The 13314-nt window shown below is 67.6% G+C and carries 8 protein-coding genes; 1 reads left to right on the forward strand and 7 read right to left on the reverse strand.

What is annotated here, in order from left to right:
- Window positions 1-76: 76 nt before the first annotated feature.
- The 7 genes from ABZ806_RS43370 to ABZ806_RS43400 form a co-directional block, all read right to left on the reverse strand.
- Complete coding sequence (locus tag ABZ806_RS43370; RefSeq protein ID WP_500225495.1) at window positions 77-871, reverse strand: hypothetical protein; 795 nt, start codon at window positions 869-871, stop codon at window positions 77-79.
- 271 nt (window positions 872-1142) lie between these two features.
- Complete coding sequence (locus tag ABZ806_RS43375; RefSeq protein ID WP_500225497.1) at window positions 1143-3470, reverse strand: hypothetical protein; 2328 nt, start codon at window positions 3468-3470, stop codon at window positions 1143-1145.
- Window positions 3445-5661, reverse strand: a complete 2217-nt coding sequence (locus tag ABZ806_RS43380; RefSeq protein WP_500225500.1) for a TIGR03986 family type III CRISPR-associated RAMP protein — start codon at window positions 5659-5661, stop codon at window positions 3445-3447. Before ABZ806_RS43380 ends, ABZ806_RS43375 begins: the two co-directional genes overlap by 26 nt.
- On the reverse strand, window positions 5658-6209 hold the full coding sequence (gene csx19 / locus ABZ806_RS43385) for a type III-D CRISPR-associated protein Csx19 (RefSeq protein ID WP_500225502.1): 552 nt from the start codon (window positions 6207-6209) through the stop codon (window positions 5658-5660). The genes ABZ806_RS43380 and csx19 overlap by 4 nt, the downstream gene beginning before the upstream one ends.
- Window positions 6206-7804: an RAMP superfamily CRISPR-associated protein gene (locus ABZ806_RS43390; RefSeq protein WP_500225504.1), complete on the reverse strand. Its 1599-nt coding sequence runs from the start codon at window positions 7802-7804 to the stop codon at window positions 6206-6208. Before ABZ806_RS43390 ends, csx19 begins: the two co-directional genes overlap by 4 nt.
- Window positions 7805-7824: 20 nt before the next feature.
- The gene (locus ABZ806_RS43395) at window positions 7825-10140 is read right to left on the reverse strand and encodes an RAMP superfamily CRISPR-associated protein (protein ID WP_500225506.1); all 2316 of its coding nucleotides are present in this window, start codon (window positions 10138-10140) and stop codon (window positions 7825-7827) included.
- Entirely contained in the window at window positions 10137-11759 is a 1623-nt protein-coding gene (locus tag ABZ806_RS43400; RefSeq protein ID WP_500225508.1) for a Cas10/Cmr2 second palm domain-containing protein, read from the reverse strand. The genes ABZ806_RS43395 and ABZ806_RS43400 overlap by 4 nt, the downstream gene beginning before the upstream one ends.
- 238 nt (window positions 11760-11997) lie before the next feature.
- Between ABZ806_RS43400 and ABZ806_RS43405 the strand changes: the two genes are divergently transcribed.
- Window positions 11998-13125, forward strand: coding sequence for an SAVED domain-containing protein (locus ABZ806_RS43405; protein ID WP_500225511.1), 1128 nt, complete (start codon window positions 11998-12000; stop codon window positions 13123-13125).
- Window positions 13126-13314: the final 189 nt, after the last annotated feature.

The following is a 13314-nucleotide window of genomic DNA, read 5'->3' on the forward strand; positions in this document are numbered from 1 at the left end:
CGCGACAGTCGGGCCCAACGGCTGACCCGCCGCCGAAAGCCAAGAGCCGGTTGGGTCGCTCCGCGACCCAACCGACCTACGAAAAATCGAGGCTAGCGAGGCTGTCCTGGGGATCCGTCGACGGCCCGACGCTGTAGCCGGTCACCGGCTCACCAATGTTGGCGGCGAAGAACCCGGGATTGACCGTACGCAGTTCCGCCAGTGCTGCGCCCATGCGCTGCGACGCCTCCGCCTTCGACAGCCCGTGACGCTCTCTTAGATCGTCTGGTACATGAAACGGATCAGAGATCCTGCGCCGTATCCGGAACGCCAGCAGAATGAGCATCTCCAGGCCAGCAGGGTCGTCCCGCAGCGGGGCCGCCCAAGCCGCCTGGCGCAGATCTCTATCCGGACGCGCCGACGCCCCTCGCTGGACGGCGTCCGCGCGTCTTGTCCGCTCCTCTAGATGCCGCAGTGGGTAGTGGACGAGTTGGGCGCGGGCAGCCCGCAACCAGGCAGGCTCGCCGTTGGACTTCGTACGTCGGAGCATCACTGCGCAGGCGGCGGCGTCCTCGTCCCGTGCGTCGGCCGACAGCAGGTGCTCGCAGACCACGACCATCTCGCGAACAGGCTGTCCCGAACGAGTCTCCGGGACCTCTCCACTCAGCGCGGACCGCAGCTTGGTGAAGCTCGCCAGAAGCAGGTCGTCGACCGCCTCCTCGCAATCGGCACACCACCCTGGACCGGTCGGTGCACCGCAACCCCTGCCGGCGTGCCTGGCTCGCTGCAATGGCCCGCGTGCGGCGACACGCAATGCCGGGGACACGAAGGTGTGGAATGCCGCGAACGCGATTGCGTCGTCACGGTCGGCCAGATGAGAGATGGGCCGCACGAAGCCTCCTGAGGCAGCTCGAACAGACCGTCTGTCTCACGGGGTGTGAACCCGTAGACGCGGTCTTCCTCAGGAGGCACGGGGCCTCAAATGCTCTTCGGCCGTAGCCGTCGAACGCCTATCAGTATCGGAGGCTTCGCCAAGTCACGTCAAGCGCCTTCCGTTTACCGGTCGGCGGCCAATGGAGGTGCCGGATGCCTGCCGTCGACAAGCCCGAGGCCTTTCGCTTCGGCATGTTGCGGTGGTGGCCGACGAGGGCGGGGATGCTAGTTCATTGAGCAGCTTCTCCCAGCTCTTCGAGTTGCTTGCAGAGGTGCGTAAAGCGTGTGACGAGTTCCAGGTCCGGCTCGCTCTTGTGAGTGCGTGCAGAACGGAGTTGCTGGAAGGCATCGATGGAGGCACGTAGCTCTCTGCGGACCACCTTTGGATCAGGTGGTCTTTTCGAAGGTTGCGGCTTCCTCATTTCGTTATCATGTGTGGCGTGCCCCTCGCGGAGCCTGTCGAGCAGGTGGGCGTACGGGGTCTCATTGCGGCTGGCGTTCAGTCTTTGGAGCGACGTGAAACGTTGCCTGAGTACTTTCCACGCGTCCCAGTCGAAGAGACCGGGGCGGAGCACTTCAACGGCTGTGTAGCAAGCGGGCCAGGGTTCATCAGCCAAGACGTGCGCGATCAGTTCGAGCCGTCGGCAGGCCGTCTGGTAGCGGACATCGGAACTCATGGTCGGCTTCGCATGTCCGTACACGTCATGGTGGAGTCCCGCGGCGGCATCACGGGCGGCGCTCAGAGCCGGTGAGCCGTTGGCCAGCAGTTGCCAGGCGGTGCGGGTGTCCAGGCGGCGGACGGCCGATGATGCGAGCCGGGCCAGCCTGGCGTCCATGCCGAGGCGGCACAGCGTCAGACCGGCTTCGTTGATCACGGTCCGCAGCGCCCGGTCGCGACCGAGTTCGGCGACGCGTAGCGGACAGGTGGCGTTCAGCGACCATTGGACGCCTGCGGCGACCATGCCATTCACCGTGACGGGCTTTCCAGAGTTGATGACGAGGAGAACTTCGTCCACGTCACGGAGGCTCGTAGAGCCGTGCAGGCCAGTCGGCTTGGCTGTGGCGAGTTCGGTCAGGATGGCGGTGTGGATGTCGCCGGCGTCGCCTGGCTCGGTGGAGAAGGGGCCGAGGACGGCAGCGTCGAGGCTGCCGGCGGGGGCCGTCGACCGGGCCAGGGTGACCCACGATCGCCCTCGTTCCATCGTCTCGTCACTTGCGAGGAAGCGGAGCCTGATCCGCCCGGGGCGGGCAAGGGCACTGCGGCGCCGTGACGCCCAGTCGATCACTTGCCGAACGGCCGCGTGACCCTCCTTGTCATTCGGGTCGTCCCTGGTGACTTTTCCGACGCACATTAGGACGAGGACGTCCCCGGTCCCGAGGACGGGCCACGCCGTCATGCCGCAATGTTCGACCAGACCTGGTACCAAGTCGCCCTTCTCCCACTGGTCGGCGTTCGTGAGCAGCGAGCCGGGTAGGCGGCGGGCTCCGGGCGGGGCGAGGTGGGCCTGGTGCGATGCGCTCCTCTCGAAGAAGTCGATGAACTCGGCGTCCCCTACCAGCGCTGCGTGACGGGCTCGCGGGATGGGTGAGAGCCGACGGCGGACCTCCTTGATCAGGACGGCACTGCCGCGCTTCTCGGGATCGCTGAGATCTCGCGCGAGGTCTTCCAGCACTCGTCGCACCGACGAGGAGACAGTGGCGGCCTCCTTGCTGGACGGCTTGCTGATCCGTTGCGTGAACCAGGCCCGCAGCAGCGAGTGGTCGATGGCCTCCCCGCGCGCGAGACGTTCAAAGAAGGCGGCCTGGACGGTCGGCCAGAGCTCGGTGAGTTTGGTGAGTCTTCCCTGGTTGAGGCCAGGGAAGGGGGCGGTGGCCTCGGCGAGGCTTACGTCGGCGCGCTGGCGGGCGGCGAGGAGTTGCCAGAGGTCGGCGTTCGACGGGTCGACGGCGGCGAGTTCGTCCCAGAAGCGGTGCCGCAGCAGCCAGTTGCGAAGCGTGTCGCGCGTGTCGATCAGGTCACGTAGGCGGTAGGTGGCGGAGGGCTCGTCGACCGGCAGCAGGGTCATCGGAACGCCGGCCTCGATCCCGGCGAGCAGGACGCCGGCGCCCAGGGCGTAGGACCCGGCTCCGGAGGTCAGCAGGCATTCGCCCGGTGAGAGTGCGGTGAGTACGTCCTTCGCAGGCTTGACGCTGTCGCGCACAGTCGGTTTGGCGACCTGGACGATGTGGAGCCGGTCTTCCGAGAACGTCCGGCCGCAGAGGCCCGCCACAGAGCACAGCAACTCCTTTATCACCTGGGCATGCTCGACGAATGGCCGCCCAGAGGGGCTGTGGACGTTCGTCGTCGCGATGATGAGCAGGCCGCTGATGTCGGTGCCGGACTCGGTGAGGCCGTCGAAGACCTTGCGCAGGGGTCTGCGGTCTTCTGGGCCGCCATAGAAGTCGATCGGTGCCGGGGATGTCGCCATGGGTGGCAAGCCGAGGTCGCCGCCACCGATCGGGTGGATCAGCAGCGGCGCGGTGCCGGCCTCTTCACTTCTCTTCGTCGTAGATCTCAAGGTCTTGTCCGGGGGGTGCGCTGGCGGACGGGAGGGAGCGTCCCCGGCCCGGCGCGACGGTTCTTTTCACGATCTTCTCGTTGGCGGTGAACCAGGCGAACGACTCCCCAGCGGGGTTCGGAGGCGTGCGCCGAGCTCGCATGCCCTTGGGCCGAGCGCGGGGGTAGTGGACGGGGAGGTCGTCGCGGCCTCGGGTCGCCGCAAGGAACGCGCGCTCAACCTCCGCGAGACCGGGCTGCTGCCCCACTGCGTCAGTGAAGGCTCGGATGCAGGTGCGGACCACGGACTCGGCGGACGAAGCGGGGAGCCCTCCGGTGAGATCGCGGTAGTACTCCGACCATTGCTCACCGGTGTGGAGTTGCGTGCGCTCCGGTTCCAGGGACAGTTGCACGCTGCCGAAGCCGAGTGGCTTGCCGAGGCCGAGGCGATGGTGATGAGCGTCATCGAGTGTCAGCAGCCAGAGCAGTGCTCCGAGTTCGACCTCCGGAACGTCGCGGACACCGATGCTGAAAGTGAACTGGGTCCCCGCCGTGATCCAACCGAGCACGGAACGGTTCTGCTTGTCGCGCTGGGGGACACCGGTCGTGTCGAACGACGTCTTATCGCGTGTCAGGATCTCCGCTTCGTTTGGCGCATCCGGTCGCCGGTACTCCCGGTACAGGATTCCGTCGATGAGCTGCTGCGTGGGATCTCCCGCCGATGGGGGTGGGAGCTTCCAGTAGAAGTCGTTCGCGGCCGCTCTCTTGTGGTGCCAGTAGACCTTGCGGCCCCGCAGCGCCCTGTCCGTGTCGCGGTGCACGTCGTTCTTGGGTGTGCCGTCCTCGATCGGACGGTGAGGTTCGGCGGCACTGTCAGATAGATAGAACCGGCCCTGCGTCGGTTTCGGCTGAGCGAGGATCGACAGCGGCAGTCCATCACGGAACTCCTTGACGGCCTGCTCAGTAGCGGTGACGCAAATGACGTTGCTGATGCGCAGCCGGCCCCGGTAGGCAGCCGGACGGGTGCCGGATCCGTCCTGGGCGACCCAGCCGAACACGCGGTCGGCCGGGGACAGGGCACTATAACGGCTGGCAGGTTCCACCTTCGGCGGCACCATTTCGGACGGGCTCGCAGCGGAGAGTTCGCGCGGGACCATGACTGGATACAGCGCCTCGATGCGTTCGTTCTTCTTATACGCCCAGCAGAACGTCCCCGGCGTGAGCTTGCGCCGGTCTTCGTCGGTCCGGTGGGGGCTGATGTCGAAGTCGCTGTCGGTCTCGATGTCCTGCTGATACCTGCGGTGGTGCTCCATGAGCGCGTCCCAGCGCTCGCGGAGATCTCCGGTCAGCTTCGCTGGTACGGGCCGGCGCGGCCGGACGAAGACGCGTTCATCGCGCTTCGCCTCCACGTTCCGGCCGGTGATGAAGACAGTTCCCTCCTGCCAGTCAGGGGAGGGGCGGCCTTCGGAGTGTGGCTTGATGCCGGTGACCTCTTCAGCGTTCTTGCCGCGCTTCGTTTTGACCCAGACGTGGTCGCCGTGCTTCGGGGCGCGGTTTCGCGAATACCGGGGGCCGCGCTCCTCCCGATAGGAGGGGAGCCTGACAGCGTCCCAGAACTCCAGCGTCTTTCCGTCCTTGCCGACACGGACGGGCTCCAGGTCACGGGCGTCATCGGCGACGCGCCGCCAGCCGTGCAGTTCAGCGTGGCCGGTGAACACGCCGAACCGACTGTTGGTGATCGCTTCGTAGGCGGTGCGCAGCATTCCCTTAAGTGCGGTGGCCTGCAGATGGGGGTGGCCGCTGCGTAGCAATACCGGGTAGGTGAGGTGTCCTTCCGCGGCGTCAGGAGCGTTATAGGCGCGAGCGGTGTCGAGCAGCAGCAGAGGCGTCCGGACAGTGAGACGGATTCCGATCGAACCCGTCCAGTTCTCCTCATGCAGCCGGTCGGCTCCTTGAGGCGCGGTGTCGGCGAATGCACCCGTCATCGCCTCGCGCGAGAAGGCAGGAACGAAGGTGTAGGGGTTGAGGAACGGCTCCCTGCGCTCATGCTGGGCGCTCCTGCCGGTCCCGCGGTTCTCCGCACGCGGCTGCTTCCGACCGGCGGCCTTGCCAACCGTCGCCGGGGACGTCTTGGAGTCCTGCCGCGCCTTCGTGGACCCGAACCTGTTAGGGACCTTGATCGTGCCGGGAGTCGCCGGCTTTTCCTTGGTCATGCCTTCCCCCTGCGCAGCGGTTCGGAGATCTCGAAGGACAGCAGGCGTTCTTCCGCGATGTAGGCGTTGCCGTGGACGGAGTCGCGTGCGATGTACTCGCGGGTCGCCAAGGTCACGTGGCTGCCGCCGCGGAATTCACCAGGAACGCGCAGGCTTCCGATGCGCTCCGTGGTGAGTGTCGTCCAACCGCCCGACGCTGTGCCCGACGTCCGTACGGCCTTCCCCCACAACAGATAGCCCCCTGGAAGCGTGTCGACAGCCTCCACAGGTTCGTGCTTCGCGAAGGCTGCTGGGATGGCTGCCGGATCCTCGGTGAGCACCACGGTGCGTCCGCTGTCGGCATCGTCGAGCCAGCGCAATTCGGTGTGCTCGTTGAACACGCGGGCCTCGAAGACCCCTTCGGGCATGGAGCGCCGTGCATCGACAGTTCTGACGATCTCGTAGCGCCATGGTGTGGTGAGAAGCGCGAACCCGTCCGGCGCGCTCTCCATGGCCTCGGCAAATGTGAGCCCGTCGCGGGTGGCGACGTGCAGGGTCGTACCGGTCACCGCGTGCCCCCTACGTATTCGCGCCATGCGGTCACGAGGTCGCCGTGCCGGAGGGCGTCCACGAGCGTCGTCTCCGCTGTCCAGCCGTTGCCGGAGAACTCGATGGACTCGATCGTGACGTCGCCGAAACCTCGATTGACCATGCCCCCGAGCGGGAGGCGGCGTTGCTCTAGATCACGCAGGACGAGGAGGAGAAGCGCGAGGGCCACGTCCCGATGGTCGCCGAGCCTGGTGAGGTCGACGCTCATCCGGATTGGCTCCCATACGACGCCGTGCGGTTCGAGCACGCTGAACAGCAATTGGTCGGCGGCGCCTCCGGTCCATCGGTCGATCGCGACGTGGTCGGCCTGGTCGAGGCCGCGGGCGGTCAGCGCATCGCGTACCGACGGTGGTAGTGCCGGGAGGTCGTTACCGGCCCCGTCGTCCGGCGGGCCGTTCAGCACGATGTCCCACACGTCCGACGGGATGGCCGTCTCGCTCACACAGTCGTGGACGGTCAGTGCTCCCGAGCCCCATGGGTACGCGGACGGGGTGTCTTCGTTTTTGCGGCGAGCCGCGCCGAAGAGTACGCGGACGGCGTCCAGCCCGTCGAGCTGCTTGAGGAATGCTTCGGAATACCGGCGCGCGGATGCGTGGACATCGGTGTTGTCCGTCGCCTCCTGGATCGGAGGCTGCGGGGCATCCAGTCCGCGGGCGGTGCGCTCGATGAGCTCGGCATGGTTGCGGAAGGCTCCCTTGAGGGAGCTGCCGGTCAGCTTGAGCCTCACCGTGTCGGTTCCGGTCTCCGTAGTCAGCGGGAGAGTCTTGATCAGCGCTCCTTCGCCGGCCGCGCGGACCATGACGGGCGCGTCCGGCCTCCACCGCAGTTGCACAGTCAGCCGTTCCCGGCGGGCGGGAAGGTCGGCGGCGTCCGAGTCGACCGTGGCATCGTCGAAGTGCTCGGGCTCACCGCTGAGGAAGGCGAGCAGCCCCTCGCGGCTCGTGAAGTCGTGCTCGTGGACGTCGAGCGGCGAGGGCATCAGCGTCACGACCCCGAAGCCCTTGCCGGTGGCGGCGCCGATACCGATCTCTTCGGACTTCAACGCCGTCAACAGGGCATACAGGCGGGCGCGGTCACGGGCGACTCGGGCGGTCGTCGTCTCGACGTCGACCTCGAACGACAGATAGTGGCCGGGTGGGACGACGGTGCGCGCGTACAGGAAGGCCGACGCGGCAGCACCCGTCACACGATCGATACCGACGCCGTGAAGGACTGGCAGGGCCCGCGACCGGAGCGGCTCGCTCGGGATCCCGTCGCTGTCGGTCCCGGGCGCAGTGGCGACGACCGCGTCGCGAACCACGACACGGCTGGCCTGGCCCGAATCGGCTTTCCCGTCCTTCTCGAAGCCCCACATATCGTCCAACAGGCGGGTTTCGGGATCAGCGCCGCGCATCCAGGCGCGCAGCACTCCGGCGAGGCTCGTGCCCGGCACATAGACACGGTCCTGCCCGTCCACGGCGATCGGCAGCGCCTCGGCCGGATCGAGCGCAACACCGCCCACGTGCAGCGGCGTCTGGGTGCGCAGCCAGCCGCGCACTCGGAGCCGCCTGTCCATCGGGCGTCCTCCTCCGCGACTCATACGCGCGCCTCCTCGTGATGGGCCGTCCAGCGGGCATGGGAGGCCAGGCACGCCGTGAGCAGCGACCGTAGCGCCTCCGCACGCAGTTCACCGATGAGGACGTCCTGGCCGTCGTCGGTCAGGCAGAGCTGCTTCTGATCGTGGAACCCGAGGGTCTGCCAGACATCGTTCTCGGTCAGCAGGGCAGAGATGGCGGCTGTGGCCTTTGGCGCATGCCAGCGCTTCGTGAGACGGGTGATGCGCGACTTGAGCTGCTCGGGTTCCTCATCGAGGTGGTCGAACAGGCGGCGAAGCGTGTTCAACCGGGTCGCCGAGAGTTCGATGAGCGAGCCGAGCACCTTGTCGGGTTGGGCGGCCCTCTCCTCGGCGAGCCGCCAGATCTCCGCCCGCCAGGCGGCCGCCTCGATCAGCCGAGCGTCGGCATGGCCTGGGTCGAGCGTGGACAGCCCACGCACTGCCGGGCGCGGACGTGCGTCCACCGACTCGTCCCCCCGTTCGCTGCGGTAGGTGGGCACCTTGTTCGTCAGGACCGGGTCGTTGACGCGGATCTGGCCGAAGCCCTCGCCGCGCCGTTCGCCGATGCCCGATCGCTCGACCTCCGCTAGGACGTCCGCGCCGATGCGGCCCGCTTTCACCTCGAAGGTCAGGCAACTGCCCGCCGCGAACCCGAGAAGCACGGGCCGTGGAAGCCGCCAAGCCCGATGCCAGGAATCAGTCCGGGCGATCCCGTAACTGGTCGGCATCCGGTCCCGCTCCTGCAGGATCGGTTCGAGTTCCACACCGTCTGCCCCGGCCACAGCGAACGCCCGTTGCAGAAGGCGGGCGAAGTCGTACGGGTCGTCGCTCGGCGCAAGCCGGTCGTCCCGGACGAGGGTGTCCGACAGCAGCCAGACGCACAGCCGGTCGCCGCTCGTGACCGATGCCGACTCGGGCGCGGGGTCGATGGGCTCGGCGGCGACGGACACGAGGCCGTAGTCGTCCTTGCGAGACCGTCCCAGTCGCCAACGGCCGTTCAGTTTCGACCACCAGTCAGTGTCGAGGACGCCGCGCCGGACCCGAACCTCGGCCACCAAGACGGTTCCGGGCGCGAGCGCCTGGTACACGTAAACGCCGCCGAGTGCCTGAGTCGGGCGCTGGAATTCGTCCTCGATGGTGTTATGCATTCTCAGGACGAAGCCGGGCGTCTCGACCGCCACGTTCGCTGCACCCGAGACATATCCGTTCCGCACCCGCTTGTACGCCCTGCCGGCAGGCGGCGCCTCAGCCATGCGGTTGAGATAGACGCTGTCGGCCTTGTCCCGTTCGAGCACGCGAGGGACAGGACGCCCCTGCACCCCATCCACCTGCGGGGTCGCGGGAGTCACCACCAGGTCCCCGCAGCGTGCCGCTGCCGCGGCGGCCAACGATCCGAGGCGTTTCAGCACGGGCCCCAGCAGCATCCAACCCGGCGCATGGTCGCGGCCCTGGACGAGGTTCCCGACGGTGCGTTCGTGGGCGAGCAACGGCGTCTCGAGCGTCATGCGCAGGACGACGCGCTCCCAGCCGTCGCCCGTCGCAAGCCGTTCGGCGAAATCAGGCGTCGGTGGCTGTTCGGGGGTCGGTGGCACCACCGGATTCGCGACCCAGCGCGCCAGGTCGCCACTGCTCGGCGGCAGCCCCGCACCTCCGAGATCGAGCCGGCACCGTCCCGACCCCCGGCGCCGCTTCGCGCCGATGCCCTCCACCAGACGCGCACCCGCCCACAACAGGGCGCGGGCACAACCGAGCTGCTCATCCGACAACGCGTCGGGCAGCTCCGCCGTGCCTTCCAAAGTCATGCCACCGCGCGCCATCTCGTCAAAGCGCAGCATGTCCTCCCGAGCCGCACCGGTCACCGGATCGTGCGCGACACCAGGCTTCACGAATGTCACCGCGTCGCGGAGCCGCGGATTCCCGGCGATGGCCTGGCCGAGATCACCGGGGAGACGAAGCGGGCCGAGGTAGCGCAAGGCGGCCGACCGTGGATGCCGCATCGGCGCGGCCGGTGCGTCGCTCGCCTCGGCGGCTGGAAAGGCCCGCTGCGAACCGAACAGGTACTCCACCCATGCATGCCAGATTCGCGGACCGTCGGAACCTGCGGTGGCGTCGAGGGCGCGTGCGGCGATTTCACAGCCGTCCCGCCACACACCGTTGAGGGACTTCGCGGGCACGAACGGAAGCTGGTGTTCCTCATCGCGCAGCACCTGCCGACTGATTCGGCCGTGCCGCCCGGTCCCGGCGCCGATGTGCCAGTCACTCAGCATGCGCAGCGTCAGCGAGATGGTATGGCTCATGACCTGCCCTTCCCTGGGAGGAAGGGGGCGGCGTTCAGCGCGTCCATGAAGCCGGTGCGGTGGACGGGGCCGTCTTCCCAGAACAACGAACCATCGCAGGCGAGCTCCTGAACCGCGTCTTCGCCGAGCCAGGTAGAGAGCATCTTGAACCGAGATTCCGCGGCCTTGCGCCCGCGGAAGAGTGCGGACCGCAGGTCGTGGGCTTGGCCCGCCGAGACGACAAGAGCCCCGTCTGCCGTGTTGGTCAAGGCGGTGACCCGCTTCTCCAGGTCTGACCAGTGCCGATGCCGCGCCCACTCCGCGCCGCCCGCGTCGCCGACGACATAGGGCTGTGCCGTCAAGCAGGTGTCCTCTTCGGCGAGAGTCTGCTGGTTGCGCAGACGACGCAGATCAGCATGCGCGTTCTCGTAGAGGACGTGGAATGACAGAGCGCTCTTGTCCTTCCCCAGTTCCCTCTTCACCGCCTTCGCCTCCGTGGTCAGCTCCTCGGCGAGGTGGACGGCGCTGTGGAACGGGTACTGCCGCTTGACGATGGCCACACCGGCACAGGCACCCAACCCGCGCAGGTGCTTCACCTTCTTGACCGCGTCACTGACCGCGGAGTGCTCGTTCGCCAGCCGGGTGAATTGCTCCAAGTAATCGCGCGCGAACGGCAGCGCGAGTTCGCCGTCACAGACCACGGTGAGGTCGTCGCCCCCGAGAATGAGCGGGAGCACCGGCGGCTCGGCCGTGTCCGCCCTCCACCCCCGGCTGCGCAACTTGGCGAAGACCGACCGGAAGGCTTCCCGGGCGCACTCGTCCACGCCATCGGACAGTCGGCGCAGCCCCTCCGTGTAATCGACTGCAGTTGCGTCTTTTTGCCCGTCCATGGACGCAAAACTTTGAAACACCTCGCCCATGCCATTGCCATCGGCGTGGACGACTGCGACCCACTCCGCTCGGTCGTTCAAGTAATCGACGATTTGGGAAAGTGCTGTGCGCGCCGTCGCCTTCTGGTCCGCATCGTCCCCAGAACAGAGTCCCATCTGGACGGCCAGCCGCAGCAACGCCGGGTCAAAGGCGTTCAACTTCGCCAGACTCGGCACCGAACGGGCTTCAAGCGACCGCCCTTCACCGAACTCAACGACACAGTGAGCAGGTAAGCCACTGGACCCGCAGCGCGCCGCAATGGGCACTCCTGGGAACCGCAGCCTCGGACCGCGCCTCCTAGCCCGTGCCACCGCAAGAAGGTCCCAGGCATCGGCGATGCCCCCGGCGACGCCCTGAGCGTCCCCCCACTCGATGGCGTCACCGACCGCGCCGCACACGTCCAGCCCGGGCGCCGCGCGCAAGGCCGCCTCAGTGATACTCCCGACGACCCGCCTGCCCACCTCCGGATCTCTGACGAGCATCGTTACGCCGCCCGCGTTGGCCGTCACCACCTCGATACCGTGCTCCTCGACGCGCTGCCGGCGTCCGTCAACGCCGGGCGGACCGACCTCCGCCAGTGCCGCGTCGAGCCACTCGTCCTCGACGCAGGTGATCAGGTGTGATGCGCCGACGTTCTCGCGCCGCTTGTTCGATCCGAAGATGTAGTTCTGGTTGCCAGTTGTGCTCAACCTGACCGCATGCACCTGCACCCCGGCCCCCTTCTCGCCCACAGCACTCCGCGAGGTACTGATGGACGGCCCCCGGCGGTCGCCCAGAGCGGCATGCTAGGCGCGCCCACCGACTGCAATCCGGGCAACGCCACATGAGCCTGTGACCGACTCCGGCCTGAGGAAGCCGAGTCTCTGTGCCGACGTGTGATCCCGACCAGCCTGTGGCGGACAACGTCCATCAGTACGTTCTGGCGGCGACGACGAAGCGAGGGCTGAAATGTCCGAGACCACGAACACGCCGACGGTGACGATCATTGGCGGCCCGTCCGCCACCCTGTCGAGGACCCGGCGCGTGATCACGGACGGCGCGGCCTGGAGCGGTGTCGGCGGCGTCCTAGCGGGCGGGTTCGGCATCGAGGCAGTGAAGTCGGTGATGACGCACTCCCCGGCCGGTCGCTGGTTGTTCGTCCTTGGCTGCCTCGTCGGACTCGCTTCCATGTCGGTCGGCGGGTGGCTACGCGTCCGCGCATCGGCCAGGACCCAGATCGGGCTCGTCGTCACCGCGTCCGACACCGGACGTGGCGCCCAGCGAGCCCACTCACTGGAGAACAAGGCCATCGAATACAGCCAAAAGACCTGCGCGATCACGGTGCAGACCCACCTCAAGCTTCCCGAAACCCACCCGTGGCCGAAGAGGGGCATCGACGCCCTCGCGGACGAGACCGTAGCGGCGGCGGGGATCGCGGACCGGTTGGCCAACGGTGCCGCGCGCATCAACGTGATTCCGACCATGCCGCTGCCGGCCGGCTTCCGGTTCGGCGCCAGACTCGGGCACACCCACTCTCACGAAATCACCCTCCACGCGATTCGCCAGCGGGACGGCAACCCGTCTCACTTCCCGGCTACCAGCCTCCGGGAAAGCCCGATCACCGCCGAAGTCCTCGTGATGGAGCCGGTCGAGACCATCGAAGGCGGGGACCCGACGCGCGCGGCACTCGCCATCGACTTGCAGAACCTGCGCGCAGACTTCGCCCAGCCCGTCCGAGCCGCCTGCCGCCAGCACGGAATCGGCAACCTCCTGATCTTCAGCCGGAAGACCACCGGCCCCCTGGACGAGAATGCGAAGACCTACACCGCGATCGTGGAGCAAGTTTGCCGCGCATGGCGCGGCGTTCCGCTGTCGGTCACTGCCCGCACCGGGCAGCACGCCGTCTTCCTCACCGGACCGGTCGCCATCTCCATAGCCCTCGGTGCCCGGCTAGCCCACATCCAGCCCGACCGTTGGACGGCCTTCACCTTCGACAACGCCTCCAGCACTTACGAGCCTTTTCCCGCCGAAGCCGCCCGGCGACATTCTTCCCATGGGGACAACTCGGAGAGTGCAGACCCCTCGTCGGGTGGATGAAGACCCACTGAGAGCGCGCGGTCATCGGCGCCGTCGATTCCTCGCAGGGGCGATGAGGACATGGTCACCGCGCTGACCCTGCCGGGACGTCAGACCTGGGTTGCACAGTTTTAGTGTGTCAGCGCGTTGAGGATGGCTCGGGCGTCTGGGGTGATCTCGGGCTTTGCGGTGATCTGCTGGCCGGCCAGG

This window comes from Spirillospora sp. NPDC047418, from assembly GCF_040643275.1.
GTDB lineage: Bacteria > Actinomycetota > Actinomycetes > Streptosporangiales > Streptosporangiaceae > Spirillospora.